Annotated in this window: 19 protein-coding genes; 2 read left to right on the top strand and 17 right to left on the bottom strand. The window is 36.6% G+C overall.

Going from position 1 to position 20,098, the window contains the following annotated elements:
* Positions 1-10: 10 nt before the first annotated feature.
* The 5 genes from ACVWNY_RS00095 to ACVWNY_RS00075 form a co-directional block, all read right to left on the bottom strand.
* Positions 11-919, bottom strand: a complete 909-nt coding sequence (locus ACVWNY_RS00095; protein ID WP_218327420.1) for a serine hydrolase — start codon at positions 917-919, stop codon at positions 11-13.
* A 117-nt stretch (positions 920-1,036) separates the two neighbouring features.
* Entirely contained in the window at positions 1,037-1,408 is a 372-nt protein-coding gene (locus ACVWNY_RS00090) for a nuclear transport factor 2 family protein (protein WP_218327419.1), read from the bottom strand.
* On the bottom strand, positions 1,401-2,396 hold the full coding sequence (locus tag ACVWNY_RS00085; protein WP_218327418.1) for an acetamidase/formamidase family protein: 996 nt from the start codon (positions 2,394-2,396) through the stop codon (positions 1,401-1,403). The genes ACVWNY_RS00090 and ACVWNY_RS00085 overlap by 8 nt, the downstream gene beginning before the upstream one ends.
* Before the next feature lie 90 nt (positions 2,397-2,486).
* The gene (gene guaB / locus ACVWNY_RS00080; protein WP_218327417.1) at positions 2,487-3,971 is read right to left on the bottom strand and encodes an IMP dehydrogenase; all 1,485 of its coding nucleotides are present in this window, start codon (positions 3,969-3,971) and stop codon (positions 2,487-2,489) included.
* Between the two features lie 92 nt (positions 3,972-4,063).
* Positions 4,064-4,549 carry a MerR family transcriptional regulator gene (locus tag ACVWNY_RS00075; RefSeq protein WP_218327416.1) on the bottom strand — a complete coding sequence of 162 codons (486 nt, stop codon included), beginning with the start codon at positions 4,547-4,549 and terminating at the stop codon, positions 4,064-4,066.
* Positions 4,550-4,690: 141 nt separating this feature from the next.
* Between ACVWNY_RS00075 and ACVWNY_RS00070 the strand changes: the two genes are divergently transcribed.
* Positions 4,691-6,160: an MDR family MFS transporter gene (locus tag ACVWNY_RS00070; RefSeq protein ID WP_218327415.1), complete on the top strand. Its 1,470-nt coding sequence runs from the start codon at positions 4,691-4,693 to the stop codon at positions 6,158-6,160.
* Positions 6,157-6,861: a DUF4811 domain-containing protein gene (locus ACVWNY_RS00065; protein WP_454071478.1), complete on the top strand. Its 705-nt coding sequence runs from the start codon at positions 6,157-6,159 to the stop codon at positions 6,859-6,861. The genes ACVWNY_RS00070 and ACVWNY_RS00065 overlap by 4 nt, the downstream gene beginning before the upstream one ends.
* 46 nt (positions 6,862-6,907) lie before the next feature.
* On the opposite strand, the gene rplI is transcribed toward ACVWNY_RS00065, so the two are convergent.
* The 12 genes from rplI to dnaA form a co-directional block, all read right to left on the bottom strand.
* Positions 6,908-7,360, bottom strand: coding sequence for a 50S ribosomal protein L9 (gene rplI, locus ACVWNY_RS00060; protein ID WP_218327413.1), 453 nt, complete (start codon positions 7,358-7,360; stop codon positions 6,908-6,910).
* Position 7,361: 1 nt separating this feature from the next.
* Positions 7,362-9,329 carry a DHH family phosphoesterase gene (locus ACVWNY_RS00055; protein ID WP_438719135.1) on the bottom strand — a complete coding sequence of 656 codons (1,968 nt, stop codon included), beginning with the start codon at positions 9,327-9,329 and terminating at the stop codon, positions 7,362-7,364.
* Between the two features lie 135 nt (positions 9,330-9,464).
* On the bottom strand, positions 9,465-9,677 hold the full coding sequence (locus tag ACVWNY_RS00050; RefSeq protein WP_218327411.1) for a TOBE domain-containing protein: 213 nt from the start codon (positions 9,675-9,677) through the stop codon (positions 9,465-9,467).
* Between the two features lie 107 nt (positions 9,678-9,784).
* Positions 9,785-10,018, bottom strand: a complete 234-nt coding sequence (gene rpsR, locus ACVWNY_RS00045; protein ID WP_218327410.1) for a 30S ribosomal protein S18 — start codon at positions 10,016-10,018, stop codon at positions 9,785-9,787.
* Positions 10,019-10,040: 22 nt separating this feature from the next.
* On the bottom strand, positions 10,041-10,562 hold the full coding sequence (ssb, locus tag ACVWNY_RS00040; protein WP_218327409.1) for a single-stranded DNA-binding protein: 522 nt from the start codon (positions 10,560-10,562) through the stop codon (positions 10,041-10,043).
* Positions 10,563-10,605: 43 nt separating this feature from the next.
* Positions 10,606-10,902: a 30S ribosomal protein S6 gene (gene rpsF / locus ACVWNY_RS00035; RefSeq protein ID WP_218327408.1), complete on the bottom strand. Its 297-nt coding sequence runs from the start codon at positions 10,900-10,902 to the stop codon at positions 10,606-10,608.
* A 509-nt stretch (positions 10,903-11,411) separates the two neighbouring features.
* On the bottom strand, positions 11,412-13,910 hold the full coding sequence (gene gyrA / locus ACVWNY_RS00030; protein ID WP_438719138.1) for a DNA gyrase subunit A: 2,499 nt from the start codon (positions 13,908-13,910) through the stop codon (positions 11,412-11,414).
* A 15-nt stretch (positions 13,911-13,925) separates the two neighbouring features.
* Complete coding sequence (gene gyrB / locus ACVWNY_RS00025; protein WP_218327407.1) at positions 13,926-15,875, bottom strand: DNA topoisomerase (ATP-hydrolyzing) subunit B; 1,950 nt, start codon at positions 15,873-15,875, stop codon at positions 13,926-13,928.
* Positions 15,876-16,994: a DNA replication/repair protein RecF gene (recF, locus tag ACVWNY_RS00020; RefSeq protein ID WP_218327406.1), complete on the bottom strand. Its 1,119-nt coding sequence runs from the start codon at positions 16,992-16,994 to the stop codon at positions 15,876-15,878.
* Positions 16,981-17,217 (bottom strand): S4 domain-containing protein YaaA, encoded by a 237-nt coding sequence (gene yaaA, locus ACVWNY_RS00015; RefSeq protein WP_218327405.1) that lies wholly within the window; start codon positions 17,215-17,217, stop codon positions 16,981-16,983. Before yaaA ends, recF begins: the two co-directional genes overlap by 14 nt.
* A gap of 252 nt (positions 17,218-17,469) precedes the next feature.
* Positions 17,470-18,600: a DNA polymerase III subunit beta gene (gene dnaN / locus ACVWNY_RS00010; protein WP_218327404.1), complete on the bottom strand. Its 1,131-nt coding sequence runs from the start codon at positions 18,598-18,600 to the stop codon at positions 17,470-17,472.
* A 163-nt stretch (positions 18,601-18,763) separates the two neighbouring features.
* Complete coding sequence (gene dnaA, locus ACVWNY_RS00005; RefSeq protein WP_454071864.1) at positions 18,764-20,080, bottom strand: chromosomal replication initiator protein DnaA; 1,317 nt, start codon at positions 20,078-20,080, stop codon at positions 18,764-18,766.
* Positions 20,081-20,098 lie beyond the last annotated feature (18 nt).

Here is a 20,098-nt window from a genome sequence, read left to right as displayed (position 1 = left end):
CTTGATTCAATCAATCTTTTTGTTTGGGATAATTCATTTGAGTTTGCCATACTGCATCTGAAATTGTTGATATCACCATCTCGGCATCGGTTACTTGATTGGTATACACCGTTAATATATAAGGATGTTCACCATAAAAAATGCCTACATCATGAACATACGTATCGTTGGTCCCGATTTTATGGGCTACTTGATTGACAGTATTCTCAGTTGCCAAACGTTCATTGAAAATAGTTTGTTGCATGTCCTTAATCAAATTTTGATAACCTTGATTATCAGCTGCATGCGCATTTAAAATCGCTAGAAGCTTCGCCATATCAGCAGAACTGATTGTATTTTCGCCATTGCTTAGACGCTTTAAATAAGTAACATACCAATCTTTTACGCCTGTCTCATAACCGCCAACTAAATCATAGAGCATATTTTTGGCAATATTATCAGATACTGTAATTACAAGTTCAGTTAATTCCTCGACTGTATAAGCAGGCTGAATGTCATTTTGAATCGTACCCGTACCTGATTCAAAGAAAGCCTCTTGATAGGGAATTTCTTGCTCCCAAGATAGATTTCCAGCAGCTATTTGATCGCTTATCAGCATTACTAATGGAACTTTTGTTGTGCTGGCAGCTACAAAAGTTTGTTCACCATTAATAGAAGTTTCTTGACCAGTTGCCAAATCCAAATATGTAACGGCAATTTCACCATCGATTTGCTGAGCTTGATTTTCTAGCGTAGTTTGCATTGTTTGATAAAACTGTTTTTCCTCGGTTGTTGGTGTTTTTTTTATAAAGTCGCTTGTATCATTTACGGTAACTTTGAGTGTTTTTGTATCACTGGCTTGACTGCTATCTGGCTGCAGTTGAATAAAATACCAAAAGATACTGGTAATAATCACTGCACTGGTGGTAAGCCACTTCATTATTTTTTTACTCTTCACTTAATCGACACCTTATTGTTATCATTTTTTTCGTCTGTCGCTTATTTTAGCAAACTATTCAGAAAAAAACAGGAATAAATCATAAAAATATGGCGAAAATTAGCCAATCTTGCGTTGAGTAAATTTCCAACTACCATCAATTTTTACTAAACGATGGTTAATTTGGCTAACGTCAGCAATCGTTTTGTTTTCTTTTTCGACAATTAACAAAATCGAAGTCGCTTCCGCGGTCTGATCTGTTAGCTGTGTAATCATGATTGAGTTCGTAAGGTGAAGATCATCGGACTCTTTTTCCCAAGTGCGAGCAATAAAATTAGCCAATTGTTCTTGACCTGTAGTACTACCTAAAACTCCGGTAATTTCACCATCTTCTGTAAACAAAGCAAGATATTCTTTAACTTTTCGCTGATTGGCATATTGATCAGCCAAAGTAATTAATTGATGGATTTCCATGTAATCTTGATTATTCATTTTTTTCACCTCGCAAGGATTGGTTGATTTGTTGAGTTAATTTTTGGTCGAAAACATTTTTTGGAATTTTAACATGAATTTCTTTTGGCGGTTTAGTGGCATAAGCTGTCTGAATTTGGTTCGCATATTGTGTCACTCTGAAATCCATCACCATTGAAGCTAAAGAATAAACTTCTGATTCATCTAAATCAGTGGTAATCGACAGCCAATCAATTACATTTCTTAAACCATTAACTAAAGCATCATCTAAACTTTCATCAGAAAAACCAAAAGTATACCAAGCATCTTCAGTTTCAACGACTGGTACTTTGATGCTACCTTTACGAATTGTTACCTTCAGATCTAAGCGTTCTGCTGCTGTTTCAATTCCAGTTTGATCCACCACACCCTCGCCTTCTCGGGCATTAATATTTCCAATCCACAAACGTCCACCTGGTTTAAAAACCGGCAAGAAAAGTGTTGCTCCCACAGCAAATTGCGGCAACACTAAATTTCCTCCGTAATTTCCTGCTAGAATCGCACTGGTTTCCTCTTCACCTGCTGGCTCTACGCCAATCACTCCTAAAAAAGGTCGTAAATCAAAACTCACCCCTTTAACAAAATGAGTATGCGTCCGGGCTTCATTGAACTTAAAATAATGCAAATAAGGTTCTTTAAAATCTTCAGGTAAAGCACCGACACCTAAAGGAAATGAGTTCCACCCCCAACTAATTGGTCGTAATTTAGTCAAATTTATTTCTAAAATATCGCCTGGCTGTACTTCTTTCACTACTACTGGGCCATTCATTGAATAAGGACCTTTAGGATATTTATGACGTAACGGCTCTCTTGAGGCAAAATCCAACCCATAAGTTGCTTCATTGCCCCAATGAGTCCATGTGTTAACGTAACTAACCGTTTCACCAGAATCAATTTCAACTGCTGGTGGTGCTTTAGGGTCTAAAAAACCTGAACGAACGGTATCTTGGTTAGAGACTATTTCTTTCATGATAATCACTCCTGACATTTTCGCCATTATACACCTTTTCGTAAAATTCCAATAAAAAAAGAGCTAAGCACAAGCTTAACTCTAAAAATATCATTGTTCTACTGAATAGTTTGGTGCTTCTTTTGTGATTTGAACATCGTGAGGATGTGATTCCCGTAAGCCATTGCCACTCATTTGAACAAATTGGGCATTGTCTCGTAAATCTTTCAAATTCGCCGCTCCAACATAACCCATACCAGCTTTTAATCCGCCAGTCATTTGGAAAATAATGTCTGAAACTTCACCTTTGTATGCTACACGACCCTCTATTCCTTCAGGAACCAATTTATTAGCTTCATTTACACCACTTTGGAAATAACGATCACTTGAGCCTTTTTCCATCGCACCTAATGAACCCATGCCACGATATGTTTTAAAGCGACGGCCTTGATAAATTTCAAATTCACCTGGTGATTCATCCGTTCCGGCTAACATTGAACCTAGCATTACAGCATGTCCGCCGGCAGCTAAAGCTTTTACAATATCACCAGAATATTTGATACCGCCATCGGCAATAATTGCTTTACCATATTGACGCGCCACTGAAGCGGCATCGTAAATAGCCGTTAATTGAGGAACCCCAACACCCGCAACTACTCGAGTTGTACAAATTGAACCAGGACCGATACCAACTTTTACCACGTCTACACCAGCATCATACAAAGCTTTTGCACCTTCAGCTGTCGCAATATTTCCAGCAATCAAAGTCGCTTCTGGGAAAGTTTTGCGGATTTCAGAAATCTTACGAATAACACCAGCACTATGACCGTGGGCAGTATCGATGACAATTGCATCAACACCTGCTTTAATCAATGCTTCAGAGCGTTCAAAAGTATCACTCGTCACACCAACAGCAGCTGCTACTAACAAGCGACCATGTTCATCTTTGGCAGCATTAGGAAATTCAATTACTTTTTCAATATCTTTAATTGTAATTAAACCACTCAAACGACCATCTTCATCAACAATCGGTAATTTTTCAATTTTATGTTGTTGTAATAAGACTTCAGCATCTTCTAGTTTCGTCCCAACCGGTGCCGTCACTAGATTGTCTTTAGTCATTACTTGGAAGATTTGTTGATTGTAATCTGTCACAAAACGCATGTCACGATTGGTAATGATTCCAACTAATTTGCGATTTTCCATTGTTTCAACAATTGGCACACCGCTGATACGATAACGACTCATTAAGTTTTCAGCGTCTTGTACTTTATGTTCTGGTGTTAAGAAGAACGGATCGATAATTACGCCGCTCTCTGAACGTTTTACTTTACGAACTTCGTCTGCTTGGTCTGCAATGCTCATGTTTTTATGAATCACGCCTAAACCACCTTGGCGCGCCATGGCAATTGCCATTTTACTATCCGTTACAGTATCCATACTAGCACTCATTAACGGTATATTTAATTGCAAGTTCTTTGCTAATTTGACACTCATGTCTACTTCATTTGGCAATACATGACTTTCCGCTGGAATCAATAGCACATCATCAAAGGTTAATCCTTTTTTTGCAAATTTCGTTTCCCAATTAGACATTGTTCGTTACCACTCCTTGATTGATTTTATTTTTATCAATCAAAGTAACAGATGAAAAGAAACTAGTCAATAAGTTCCAGTAAATTCCTCATCTAACCTTCATTATTTTTCATGAAATTGCTTAAATCATCATTAGAAAGGGAATAATTTTTCGGCAAAACTTCAAAATATACTTTTTCTGTTAACTGATCACGAATCAATAAAAGCTCTTCTTCTCCTTCAAAACCAGCCAAATGAACAGTTGTATAGCGATCATTAAAAGTGTTGATGCCACGATAAATTAAATGAAATAAAATTTTCGCCTGATGAATATCCCGTTGCTGCTCTTGAGCTTTTTCAACTGCAGTAGTCAAAGTAAAACCTTCATCTAAATAACTTTTAATCATTTCAACTTTTACCACAACCGGCAAACGATAACGACGATTGCCTTTATTTTCTGTATCTATCGATTCGATATAACCTTTTTCCTCCCAATAACGCAATTGGCGAGGAGAGACTTCTGTCATTTTACTTAATTCACTGATACCGACTACTAAATCATCGCTTTCCAATAATTGTCTGACCGTCGATTTTTTCATTCAGTGCACCTCATTTCATTTATAAATTATACTTTCTCTATCAAGCGTGTCAAGTAAGTTGACAAAAATCACAAGTAGCAGTAAATTAACAAACGGATATTAATATTTCAGAAAATTTTCACAAGAGAGGATGTGAAGATCGTGAGTAAATCTCAAACGGTCGATATTTATGGAAAACCTTACAATCGTTCCTTATTAGTAATGGTCTTATTAATTGGAACATTTTGTACGGTTTTGAATCAAACTTTACTAACAACAGCCTTCCCAACTTTAATGAAGGCTTTTAACATTTCAGCCTCAAGTGTCCAATGGTTGACGACTGGTTTCTTACTAGTCAATGGGATTATGATCCCCATCAGTGCTTTTTTAATTAATCGTTTCGAATCAAAGAAACTTTATTTAGGAGCCATGAGCATCTTTTTAGCAGGAACAATCATTTGTTTCTTCGCTCCTAGCTTTGTTATTTTGTTAACTGGACGTTTAGTACAAGCAGCTGGTGTTGGTATTTCAATGCCCTTATTACAAAACATTATGTTGTCGATTTTCCCACCTGAAAAACGTGGTTCCGCCATGGGAATGAGCGGGATCGTTATCGGACTTGCACCTGCCTTGGGACCAACTTTATCTGGTTTTATTATTGATAATTATCAATGGCGAGATCTTTTCGGAATGGTTATTCCGATTGTGGTGTTAGTTTTAATCTTGGCTTTCTTCTTAATGAAGAGCGTCATCCAATTAACACATCCTACAATTGATGTTTTATCTGCTTTACTATCAACGATTGGATTTGGTAGCTTACTTTACGGCTTCTCTTCTGTTGGAGATGATGGTTGGGGCAGTGCTAAAGTATTAGGCTTTTTATTTGTCGGTGTTGTGGTAATTATAGCTTTTGCATGGCGTCAATTGCATTCTGAACACCCATTCTTAGAACTACGGGTATTTAAATCCCCTACCTTTACAATCGCTGCTATCTTATCTGGGGTAGTTAATATGGCCATGGTAGGAGCCGAACTAGTACTTCCATTATATATTCAAAATATTCGCGGTGAATCAGCCTTTCATTCTGGCTTAATGTTATTACCAGGTGCTTTGGTAATGGCACCAATGATGCCAATTACTGGTGCTATTTTTGATAAATATGGTGCCAAACGCTTAGCCATTAGCGGCATGTTTATTTTAACGGCAGCAACTTTACCTTTTGCCTTTTTAACAGCTGAAACACCAATTGCCATGATTGTAATTTTATACGCCATCCGGATGTTTGGGATTTCAATGGTCATGATGCCCGTCACAACTTCTGGGATGAATGCTCTGCCAATGAACTTAATTTCTCATGGTACAGCAGTGAATAATACTTTCCGCCAAATTGCCAGCTCCATCGGGACAGCTATTTTAATTAGTATTTTAACAAATGTTACTAAAGGGAATTTACCTTCTAATGGTTTATTAAAAGCTTTACCATTGCAATACAAGCATCAAGCCCTTAACGCTACTTTGTCTGGCTATCATGCAGCCTTTTATACAGCCGTAGCATTTGGATTAGTTGGTTTTGCTATCACCTTCTTCTTAAAGAAAAAAGAAGTTCTTGTTAAAGGAGGCGTAGCAAAATGATTTTATTGATTACTGTATTAAGTGTTGTCGCCTTTGCCTTTACTAATATTTTTGCTAAAAAAACTTGGCAAACATTTCTATCGGTCATTTTTGCAGGAGTTTTTATTTTAAGTCTTGGTTTAATTGTCGCAAATGATCAATATCATTACGGTATGAAAAAAGAAACTGTGACAACCACAAAAACATTGAAATCTAGTAGTCCCAATTCACCAGTCAACATGCTTTTATATCAGCCTTTAGGTAATGGTACAGAAAAAATTTATTTGTATAAAACCAATGAATCACAAAAAAAATTAAGTCAAACTGGTACGGATAAAGTCACCAACAAAGTGAACGAACACGCTGCTAACAATCAAATTGTTACGAAAAAAATACGTTGGGTTTATCAAAATGATACAATAAAAACACTCTTTGGTTTAACTAGTAAAAATAAAGAAAAGATCAAAGAAATAAATACATTTGATGTTTCTGATAACTGGCTCGTTTTAAGTACTACCCAAGCAAAAAAGCTAGCTAAACAAGTGGAAGAAAATCAAGCAAACATGCAAACAGAAGCACAAGCTTTTGTAACAGACAGGATAAAAACCGCCTTGATGGCAAATCCTAGCTTAACTGCTGATCAACAAAAACAAATTCAAGCAGAAGCAACTGCTGAATATCAACAACAAGCAATTGCAAAATTAGTCACTGAAATCAAATAAAAAAGACTTGAGAAACCTAATTTATAGGTATCTCAAGTCTTTCTTTTTATTCTTGAACGACGTGGACTTTAATCACACCACTCACCTGAGTGTGTAATTTTACCGGTACATTCGTATAGCCTAATGCACGAATTGGATTTTCCAATTCAATTTTTCGTTTGTCCAATTTTAAATCATATTGTTTTTTCAAGCCATCTGCAATTTGTTTTGATGGAATCGAACCGAACAGTCGGCCATCTTCCCCTGCTTTAGCCGTTAATTCTACAACTGTATCTTCTTGGGCTAAAAAGTCAGCTTGCTTTTGAGCAGCTGCTAGGTTCTCGGCATCTTTTTTATCTTGTGCTTTCTTCTGAGCACTTAATTCCGCAATTGCACCTTTATTAGCTTCTTTAGCTAAATTATTTTTCAGTAAGTAATTTTGCGCGTAGCCAGTCGGTACTTCTTTAACTTCGCCCTTTTTACCTTTGCCTTTTACATCTGCTAGAAAAATTACTTTCATTCTAATCTTCCTCTCCTTCTGACAATTGCTTGTGAATCGCATCTAATAATTGTTCTTTTGCGCCTTCAATGGTGGTATCAGCTAATTGAGCTGCTGCGTTGGTAAAATGACCTCCTCCGCCTAATGCTTCCATCACCAATTGTACATTGATATTGCCTGCACTTCGAGCTGAAATAGCTGTGACACCATCTTCACGTTTGACGATCACAAAAGCAGCATTGATGTCCACCATAGCCATTAAAGTATCCGCCGTCTTAGCAGCTGTAACACTGTCATATTGTTTCGTGTCACTTCCAGTTGCGATGACGATATCTTTGCTGACATATTCACTCTCACCAATCAGCTTACTAATTTCAAGATACGATTGAATGTCAGTACTTAATAAATATTGTACTAAAGAAGCATCTGCCCCACAAGTTTTCAAATAACTTGCTACATCAAAAGTTCTTGATGTCGTGCGAACAGCAAAATTCTTCGTATCCACCGTAATACCCGCTAATAATAAAGTTGCTTCCAGTTTAGACATCCGTTGATGATCATTACTTTCAAATTGAATTAATTCAGTCACCAACTCTGATGCTGAGGAAGCTGAAGACTCAATATAAGTCAACAAAGAGTTCTCTGGAAACTCTTCACCGCGACGATGATGATCAATAATCACGATATTATCAAACTGTTCATATAATTCTTGAGAAATCGATAGTGATGGCCTATGGTAATCAACCATAACTAATAAATCTCCTGTTTTACGTTGGCGTTTTGCTGCTTCTGGAGAAATTAATAAGCCTTCTAATTCCCCACTTTTGTGAATCTCAGCCAGACAACGCTCCACATCAGGAATTGTTTCTTTTTCATTAATCACAACTTGGACTTTCTTATCATGGAAACGTGCTAAGCAAGCGACACCAAAAGCCGAACCAATCGCATCCATGTCAGGAAAACGATGTCCCATCACAAAAACATTCCCAGTTTGTTTAAACACATTTTTTAAAGCCGTCGACATTGCCCGCGATCTGACTCTAGTTCTTTTTGTTGCACTTGCAGAGTTACCACCATAAAATATCGGTCTAGACCCATCGCTCGTGTCTTGTACAACAACCTGATCACCGCCTCGTACTAGAGCAATATCTAAATTATTTTGTGCCGTATCACCAATGACCTCTAAAGATGATTTACCATAACTAATACCCATACTAACGGTTAATACCATATCTTCTTTTTCAGCCGAAATGCGAATATGTTCTAACAGATCAAAATTGTCTTCAATCATTTTCTCTAAATCTTCGTAACGTGCTAAAAAGAAAAAACGTTCAGCATTGATTCGTTTGTAATAAATTTGATAAGAATCCATCCAGTCAGATATAATAGTTGTAATGAACGAGTTGACGTAAGATATTTCTTTGTCATCTCGTTTATCTGTCACATCATCATAATTATCCACAGATAATATACCGACAACTGATTGCAAATTCTTCTCTTGTTTTTCCAAATCAACTTCTTTGGTAATATCAATCAAGTAAACAATTCGCTTATCTAAATCTAAGTTGAAACGAAATATGGTATCATCCAGTCGGTAATTATATTTCTCTTTTTCATTTCGCTGAATTAATTCATTGACCATATCTTGTTGATCAGCTTGATTTAATTCTGAAATCTTATCTGTGATATAGGGATTGGTCCAAGTAAACATTTGTTTTTCATTCCAAACAATAATCCCCACAGGCATTTCTTTTGAAACATAGGTAAGAGCATCCTCAGCAACTTGACTCGCTTGAGTAATTTTTTGTTGATTAGTAATCATGACATTATTACGCTCAACAAACAAAAAACCTAATAGCATTATGTCAATTAAAACAACAATTATTATGGTAATAAGATTAATTGGTAAAAAAGCAATTGCCAAAAATTGCATTACCAATAGAACTAAGAAGATTAAAAAAGGCCAGTTTAAGTTGGCAGTTTTTCTCATATAAAACCTCCTAACAAGCCTTATTTTACCACATTCTATGCTTTGAGGCGAGACTCTATGTTTCACGTGAAACTTACAATTATTTTCAAAAAAAAGAATCGATTAGCAACGAGCCAATCGATTCCTGTCTGCATATTATTCGTCAACGCCAACCATTACTGATGTTGCTTTGACAATTGCATAAGCTTCTTTTCCAACTTCTAATCCTAAAGATTTAATTGAATCCATAGTAATTGATGAAACAATCTCTTGTCCATCTGCAATTTCGATTGTTACGATACCATTTACGGCACCTTCTTTAATATTAGTGATTTTACCTTTAATTTGATTGCGAGCACTAAATTTCATTATTTTTCCTCTTTTCTATTTTCTGATTTCTTATAAATTATATCATAAATAATAAAAAGATATAAGAAAAAAGATTAGCTTTTCAGCTAATCTTCATTATTTTTAATTTATTCTTCTGAAACAAATGGTAAAAGACCCATAATACGAGCGCGTTTAACTGCGATAGTAATTTTACGTTGGTTTTTAGCGCTTGTGCCTGTTACACGACGAGGTAAAATTTTACCACGTTCTGAAATGAATCGTTTTAATAATTCAGTATCTTTATAATCAATATATTCAATATGGTTCGCTGCAATATAGTCTACTTTACGACGTTTGCGACCTCTTCTTTGTTGTGCCATCCTGTTTCCCTCCTATCAATTGTTAGAATGGTAAATCATCATCTGAAATATCAATCGCGGAACCACTAAATGGATCACTGTCACGATCGAAATTCGGCATGCTGTTATTTGCTGACTGTTGTGGTGCTTGTCCTTGATCAAAATTGTTGTTGAAATTATTGCCACCAGCATTCGCAGTATTACCAATATTATTGTTAGGATTTGGTTGGCGTTGCTCATTCGCTCCGCGCGGTTCTAACATTTGGAAATTGTCTGCAACCACTTCGGTTACATAAACTTTTTGTCCTTGTTGATTTTCATAATTTCTCGTTTGAATTCGACCAGTCACACCAATAAGTGAACCTTTACGAGCAAAGTTCGCAAAATTTTCAGCTGCTTTACGCCAAATTACACAATTGATAAAGTCTGCTTCACGATTACCACTTTGGTTCGTAAAATTACGATTAACCGCTACGGTAAAAGTTGCTACAGCTTGACCACTAGATGTATAGCGTAAATCGGGATCCTTAGTTAAACGACCTACTAAAACAACATTATTAATCAAGTAAAGCCAGCTCCTCTCTCTTTAACTGTTTCACGTGAAACAATTACTCTTCAATTTTAACGATCATGTGACGGATAATGTCGTCATTGATTTTTGCAAGACGATCAAATTCGTTTAATGCATCAACTGAAGTTGGAGCAGTTGCATTGATGATGTGGTAGATACCTTCATTGAAGCCGTTAATTTCGTACGCTAAACGGCGTTTTTCCCAATCTTTAGAATCGATAACTTCGGCACCGTTATCTTTTAAGATCGTATCAAAACGTTCTACTAAAGCAGTTTTTGCTTCTTCATCAATGTTTGGACGAATGATGTATGTGATTTCATACTTCGTGTTCATTGATTTTCACCTCCCTATGGACTTTGGACCCTTAAGCTTTCTTAAGAGTAAGGAGAGTTATCTAAAAATATAGATACTCACAATCATTCATTATACACTTTGCTCTTGCAAAAATCAAGTTTCATAAATAAGATACGAAAAACAATCAAATTATTTTTATTTAATCACGTAAAAATAAACATTTCTAAAAATAAGCAATCAGCCGTTTACCAATCTGATTAACCATTATATAAAATAAAACCAGTAATATATAACGTTTCATTAGTCTTTGTCATTCTGTTTCTGTAAAATACTCCTTAAATTCTTCTGTAGCATTTGTTTTAAATAAATCTCTCTACTCACTTTTTTCCTGGTAATAATTATTTCTCAGTGGCTAATTTACAGCGGATTTGCCACACTATAATTAATTTTAGACCATAAATAAGCTCATGCTAGTAATAAAAGTTTTGTCTGAAAAGTACAAAAAAACAGCTGGAAAAATTTAATTCCCAGCTGAAAAAATTATTTTTTTATTCTTGTGAATCCGAATTTTCTTCAATTGTTTCAATCACTTCAGTTGAATCGGTTTCTTCAATCAATTCTTCTTTTTCCACAATTGCCATGGTGACTACTTTTGCATCGTCTTCCATCTTCATTAAGCGTACACCTAAAGTTGCCCGCCCAGTTTGAGAGACAGCTGCTATATCAAAGCGTATAATCACACCTTTATTGGTAATTAATAAAATATCCTCATCACCACTGACACTAGTTAAACCAGCTAATGGTCCGTTTTTAGCAGTAATATTAGCCGTTTTAATTCCTTTACCACCACGACCTTTGATTGGATACTCAGAAGCTTTAGTACGTTTACCATATCCATTTTCAGTAATGACTAAAACTTCTTGATCTTCTTTCAAGACTGCCGCGCCGATTACGTAATCGTCATCTCTTAGACGAACACCACGAACACCACTAGCAGTTCGGCCCATATCTCGAACATTGACTTCTTTAAAGGTCACTGAGTAACCAGCATGGGTACCTAAAATAATTGTTTCTTCCCCATTGGTTTGTAAAACATTAACTAATTCGTCTTCCTCTTTCAAGCCAATCGCAATTAAACCATTACTGCGAATGTTAGAAAAAGCATTAACCGTTGTCCGTTTTACTGTCCCTTTCTTAGTAACAAAGAATAAGAAATGATCTTTATCCGATTGTCCAGAAACTGCAATGACTGCTTGAATGGTCTCATTAGAATTAACTTCTAATAAATTAATGATTGGAATCCCTTTAGCAGTTCGACCGTATTCAGGGATTTCGTACCCTTTGGCGCGGTAGACTCTACCAGTATTAGTGAAGAATAACAGCGTATCATGAGTTGAACATGAGACAAGATTTTTAACAAAGTCATCATCATGAATGCCCATTCCTTGAACACCTCGGCCGCCACGACGTTGGGCTCTGAACTCGCTTGACGCTACTCGTTTAATATAACCATTATTGGTTAATGTAATCACGACATCTTCTTCTTCAATTAAATCTTCATCTTCTAAACTTAATACTTCTCCGACTAATAACTCAGTTCGGCGATCATCACCATATTTTTGAGAAACTTCTCCTAATTCAGTTTTGATGATTTCAATCACTCGCTCAGGACGGGCTAAAATGTCTTCTAAGTCGCTGATTGTTTTCAGCAGCTCTTGGTATTCATTTTCTATTTTCTCACGTTCTAAGCCTGTTAAACGGCGTAAACGCATATCTAGGATTGCTTGTGCTTGTCGATCAGACAATTCGAAGCGTTCTATTAAGGTACTTTTTGCTACATCATCTGATTCAGAACCACGAATAATCGCAATAATTTCATCAATGTGATCTAGCGCAATTCTTAATCCTTCTAAGATATGTGCTCTTGCTTCAGCCTTGCGTTTATCAAAATTAGTCCGACGAATAATAACTACTTTTTGATGTTCAATATAGTTCACCAAAATTTGTTTTAAGTTTAAAATTTTTGGTACGCCATTTTCAATCGCCAACATGTTAAAGCTAAATGATGTTTGTAATGATGTTAATTTATACAAATTATTCAAAATAACTGATGCACTCATATCACGGCGGACATCTATCACGATCCGCATACCTTCACGAGAAGATTCATCTCGTAAATCAGTAATTCCTTCAATCCGTTTGTCACGATGCAATTCAGAAATTCGTTCGATTAATTTCGCTTTATTGACCATATATGGTAATTCAGTGACTAAAATTCTTTCTTTACCATTTTTTTGTTCAACAATTTCAACTTTTGCTCGAACTGTAATCGAACCGCGACCTGTCTCATAAGCCCGGCGAATGCCGGATTTTCCCATCACCAAACCACCTGTTGGAAAGTCTGGTCCAGGAACGCATTCCATTAATTCAGCTGTTGTTGCATCCGGATTCTCCATCAATAAACCCACTGCTTGACTGACTTCTCGCAAATTGTGGGGTGGAATATTAGTCGCCATCCCTACGGCAATCCCAGTTGCTCCATTGACTAAAAGATTCGGAAAACGAGCTGGTAAAACATCTGGTTCTTGTTCGCTATCGTCGTAGTTACCGTGGAAATCAACTGTATCTTTATTGATGTCTCGTAGCATTTCCATCGCAATTTTACTTAAACGGGCTTCCGTATACCGCATCGCTGCTGCACCATCACCATCGACTGAACCGAAGTTTCCATGGCCATCTACCAACATATTACGGAAACTAAAAGGTTGCGCCATCCGTACCATTGAATCATAAATTGCTGAGTCACCATGGGGATGATATTTCCCCATTACATCGCCGACAATCCGAGCTGATTTTTTATGAGGCTTATCAGGTGTCACTCCTAGTTCATTCATACCGTATAAAATACGACGGTGAACTGGTTTTAATCCATCCCGCACATCTGGTAAAGCACGGGCAACAATCACACTCATGGCATAATCAATGAAGGATTCTCGCATTTCACTGGTTAGATTGACGTCTTGAATATTCTCTCTTCTATCTTCCAAAATTGATCCTCCTCATTAAATATCTAAGTTCTTCACATAGTGGGCATTTTCTTCAATAAAGGCCCGGCGTGGTTCTACCCGATCGCCCATCAACATTTCAAAAACTTGATCGGCTTCAATCGCATCTTCTACACTCACTCGTAACATCAAGCGATTTTCTGGATCCATCGTAGTTTCCCATAGTTGATGATCATCCATTTCTCCCAAACCTTTATAACGTTGGACGTTTGGTTTTGGTGAAGCTGGTAGAGCATCGATTTTTTCTTGTAATTCAGTTTCAGCATTTTTGCTTGGTTGAATATACGTAATATTTTTTCCTTGTTTAATTCCGTATAAAGGTGGTTGTGCAATATAGACATAACCTGCTTCAACAATTGGGCGCATGTAACGATAAAATAACGTTAATAACAAGGTCCGAATATGGGCACCATCGACATCAGCATCGGTCATAATAACTAATTTATGATAACGAGCTTTAGCTACATCAAAATCGGCACCAAAACCGGTACCCATTGCAGTAAATAAAGAACGAATCTCTTCGTTGGCTAAAATTTTATCCATGGAGGCTTTTTCAACATTTAGGATTTTTCCGCGAATTGGCAAAATTGCTTGGAATTCTCGGTCACGACCTTGTTTAGCTGATCCACCGGCTGAATCTCCTTCGACGATAAATAATTCACATTTTTCTGGGTCATTTGATGAACAATCAGCCAGTTTCCCAGGTAAGTTAGAAATTTCTAAGGCACCTTTACGGCGAGTCACTTCACGGGCTCTTTTGGCAGCTAAACGCGCTCTAGCCGCTAACATACCTTTTTCAACGATTTGACGACCGATAGAAGGATTTTCCATCAAGAATTTCGTGAAATTTTCCGAGAACAAACGATCGGTTACGGTTCGAACTTCAGAATTACCTAATTTAGTCTTGGTTTGTCCTTCAAATTGTGGTTCTGGATGCTTGATAGAAATAACCGCAGTTAACCCTTCTCTAACATCTTCACCAGAAAGATTTTCATCATTGTCTTTCATAATTTTTTGTTTGCGGGCATAGTCATTGATGACCCGAGTCAAGGCTGTTTTGAAACCAAACTCATGAGTCCCACCTTCATAAGTATGAATGTTATTAGCAAAACTTAAAATATTTGTATGGAAACCGTCGGTATATTGCATAGCTACTTCTACAATAATATCTTGCTGTTCACCTTCAACAAAAACTGGTTCTGGGAAAATAACTGATTTACTAGCATTTAAGTGCTCAACATAGCTCTTAATTCCGCCTTCATAATGGTATTCTTTCAAGACAGGTGTTTCTTCACGCTTATCTTCAATCGAAATTTTTAAACCACGATTTAAAAAGGCTAGTTCTCTTACCCGTGTTGCTAATTTATCAAAATTAAAAACAATACTTTCAGTAAAAATTTCAGTATCGGGAATAAAATGAACTTGAGTCCCATGTTTTTCCGTTTCACCGATAACTTTTAAATCGTCAACTACTGCACCACGACGATATTCTTGGAAATAAATTTTGCCGTTTTTGAAAACACGGACATCTAAGCTACTAGATAAAGCATTAACTACTGACGCTCCGACACCATGCAAACCACCAGAAACTTTATATCCGCCACCGCCGAATTTACCGCCAGCATGTAAAATAGTGTAAACTGTCTCAACCGCTGGTCGACCAGTTTTGGCTTGGATATCAACCGGAATTCCTCGGCCATCATCACTGACAGTGATACTATTATCTGCTTCAATCACCACATGAATATGTGTGGCAAAACCTGCTAAAGCTTCATCAATCGAATTGTCGACAATCTCCCACACAAGGTGATGTAAACCTTCCGTTGAAGTAGAACCAATATACATACCTGGACGCTTACGAACGGCCTCTAAGCCTTCTAAAACCTGAATCTGGCTGGCGTCGTATTCAAGCGCTCGTTCTTGTAAACTTTTTTCTTCTTCTGCCATTTAATTCTCTTTCCTTTCAATCTGACCATTAGATACTTGAAAAATGTCTGGATGAACCGTTAATTTGCCTTTAACGTGGTTTAAAGTTGTCGTTGTTAAAAACGTCTGAACTTTATTCTCAATCGTCTCTAGTAAGTGAATTTGACGGCTGTCGTCTAGTTCACTCATCACATCATCAAGTAATAACAAAGGGTATTCACCCGTTTCTTGTTTCATTAGATCAATTTCTGCAAGCTTAACGCTTAATGCGGTCGTTCGTTGTTGCCCTTGAGAACCATAAACTTGGACATCTAAATCATTCACAAAAAAATGCAAATCATCACGATGTGGTCCAATAAAAGTGTTCCCTTTAAATAATTCACGGCTGCGATTTTTCTTTAACTCTGCTAAAAAAACTTCCGCAATAATTGTTGGATCTTCCGAGTCAATCGGAAAGCTCGCTTGATAAGCCAGCCGTAGCTGTTCTTTTTTATTGGTAATTTTTTGATGCAATTCATTTGACCAGTATTCCAACTGTTTAATGAATTTCAAACGCTGTGCCAAAACTTTACTGCCAAAATCGACTAGTTGTTCACTTAAAACGTCTAAATAAATCTCATCATTGGCTTTCTTTTCTGACAATTGCTTTAAATATAGATTTCTCTGTTTTAAAGTTTGTTGATACTGCGCCAAATCATACAAATAGATCGGATTGATTTGCCCTAATTCCATATCAATAAAACGACGTCTGACTTGCGGCGAACCCTTGACTAAAGACAAGTCTTCTGGCGCAAATAAAATTACGTTTAACTGACCGATATAACTACTGAGTTTTTTTTGCTCGATATGATTAACTTTTGACTTACGGCCTTTTTTTGTTAGCTGTAACTCCAATTCAACTTCTGAGCTTCCTCGTGATATTCGGCCAACAATTTTAGCAAAATCATCCTGCCAACCAATCAATTCTTGCTCACTATTGGTACGATGGCTTCGTGTTAAAGCCAAAACATAGATACTTTCCAATAAATTGGTTTTTCCTTGGGCATTTTCACCTAGGAAAATATTTAATCGGTTAGGAAATTCCATACTCAACGAAGCGTAATTTCGATAATTTGTCAGTTCTAGCTTATTCAGCTGCATCTTTTTTATCTCTGGTCATAAAAAAAGTACCTACTGTAGGAATCTCAATCATCATTCCCGAGTAGAGCTTTCGACCGCGGCGATTTTCTGGTTCACCATCTACAAAGACTGTTTCTTCTGCTAAAAACCATTTCGCTTGTCCACCACTAGAGATTAGATTAATCTCCTTTAACAGCTGGCCAAGTGTCATGTACTCTGTTTCTAGAAAAATTTTTTGTTTCACATTCATCCCTCATTTTCATTTCAGAAACACCTCTATATTATACCCTTTTTCTAAGGATAAAACAAATTTAGCTAGCTTATTTTTCGATTTAAGCAATTTTGATCGTTTTAAGGTTTTTTCCTTAGAAAAGAGTAAAAGGTCTTAAAATTAAATTTAAGACCTTTTACTCTCGTTTTTCTTATTTTAGAATATTTTCAAGAAATTTGTGGAACAAATGAATAACATTTGTTTCTAACTAAGTTATTTCTTAGCTTAGTTTGTTCGAACTGGAGTAATTAATTGAATAAATGACGCTTCTCCTTCAGTTGGCTCTAAAGTAAATGGACGAATCGGCGAAATGAAACGAATTTTAATACTCATATCACCAAAAGCTCTTAAAGCGGCTTTCATATAATCTGGATTAAATGAAATTTCTAATGGATCACCAGTGACTTCTTCATAAACCAATTCTTCCTCAACTTTTCCGATTTCTGGTGAGTTCCCAAATAGAACCACTGAATCTGCATTGATGGCTAGACGAACAATATTATTGCGGCCTTCATGAGAAAGTAGCGATGCCCGTTCAATTGCTGCTAATAAAGCTGGTCCAGAAAAATTAATTTCAGTGTTAAAACTGTTAGGAATTAAACGATTGGTATCAGGATAATTTCCTTCTAACAAACGAGAATAGAAATACATAGTTGGCGTTTTAAATAAAACTTGGTTATCCATAATTGAAACTTCGATTTCAGCTTCTTCATCAGGTAGTGAACGAGAAAGCTCCACTAATGCCTTACCAGGAATCACGATATTAAAATCAGCTGTCGCATTTTCAATAGGTACGATTCTTTGACTTAAGCGATGAGAGTCAGTAGCAACCGCTAATAATTGACCATTATCTAAAGTAAAGTGAACCCCAGTTAAAATTGGTCGACTTTCATGAGCAGAAACAGCAAAAACGGTTTCGCTGATTAACTTTGTCAACATGTGGACAGGTAATTTTAATTGATTTTGTTCTTCCACAACAGGTAGGTGTGGATAATTATCGGCGTCTAAACCATTAACGGTAAACTCAGCTGCACCTGAAGTAATTGCTACTTGGTAGTTATCTAAAACTTCTAAAGTAAATGTATCTTCTGGTAAACGACGAATAATTTCACTGAAAAAACGTGCCTGTAAAACAATTTCTCCAGGTGATTCAACCATCATTTGAGCTTTCTCATCATCAACAGCTAAGAAAGTTTCGATTGAAATATCAGCATTACTCCCAGTCAGATTTAAACTTTCACTGGTTAAAACAATTTTTACCCCAGTTAAAATCGGAATGGTTGTTTTAGAAGAGATAGCTCTTTGGACTGTTTGTAGCTCTTGAATGAAGCGAGAACGATTGATTGTAAATTTCATTTGGTTGCGACTCCTTATATATTTATTTATTAGTAAAATTAATAGTAATAGTAGTAGGTCCTGTGTATCATGTGGACAACTTAAAAAATGCTATATTCTACAGGGTTTTTAACATGTGGAAAAGCTGTGCATAAAAATTTAATTTTTCCACACTTATTCACAGCTAATTTAAGAGTAGATTTTTCAGTTCAGCAATTTCTTGTTGGAATTGATTGTCTTTTTTTACTAACTGAGCAATTTTCTCATGGGCGTGAATCACAGTTGTGTGATCTTTCCCACCAAATTCAGCACCAATTTTTGGCAACGAGCTGTCCGTCATTTCTCTCGATAGATACATAGCAATTTGGCGTGGCACAACGATAGTTTTGACACGTTTTTTCCCTTTTAAATCTTTGACATGGACGTGGTAATATTTTGCCACTTCATCTTGGATTTTACTAATGGACAATTGTGTATTTCCAGTTCCTTTTAAACTTTTCAGGGCATCTGCCGCCACACTTGTTGTAATTTCAGTCTTGTTCATCGCTGAAAAAGCTTGAACACGAACCAAAGCACCTTCTAGTTCACGAATATTGGAATCAATTTGACCGGCAATATAACTTAAAGTATCGTCAGGAATTTCTAAATTCTCTGCTTGGGCCTTTTTCCGTAAAATGGCTGTTCGAGTCTCTAAATCTGGTGGTGTAATATCCACTGATAAGCCCCAAGCAAAACGGGAAACTAACCGATCTTGCAGCTTTGGAATTTCATTAGGTAAACGATCACTCGTTAAAACAATTTGTTTACTATCATTATAAAGATTTTCAAAGGTATGGAAAAATTCTTCTTGTGTTCCTTCCTTATCAGCAAAAAATTGAATATCATCGACTAACAATAGATCAACGTTACGATACTCTTGCCGAAATTCCTCAGATGTTTTGTTTTGAATAGATTTAATGAAATCATTGGTAAAAGTTTCACTGGAGACATAGCGAACTTTTGCCTCTGGATTGATTTCAAGCATTTGATGACCGATGGCGTGCATCAAATGGGTTTTTCCTAAACCAACACCACCATAGAAAAATAGCGGATTGTAAACAGATCCTGGTGATTCAGCAACAACTAGGGCAGCAGCATGAGCCATTTGATTGCCTTTTCCGATAACAAACGTATCAAACGTGTATTTAGGATTCAGCATGCTTTTTTTCACAGTACTTTTGGCAGCCGGTATTTCTGGTTCTACTTTTTTAGCAATACTTACCTGTGGTGCTTGATCTGGTGTAATAAAAATAGGCATAATTTCTTCACCGGTTATCTTATAACCGATTTCAACGATTTTTGCTGCTAGATTTTTCTCCCAATAGGTTTTATGAAGATCGCTAGTTACTTCAATCGTTAATTGTTGATTATCTAAAGACAATGGATTTGCGGTTTCTATCCATGCGTCATAGCTAGCAGGATTCAAGTCCTCTTTGTAGCTAGCTTTTAATTCCTTCCACAGATCTTGTACTGAGGTCAA

The organism is Enterococcus sp. JNUCC 77 (assembly GCF_054819945.1).
This window is presented reverse-complemented; position numbering and strand designations above follow the sequence as displayed.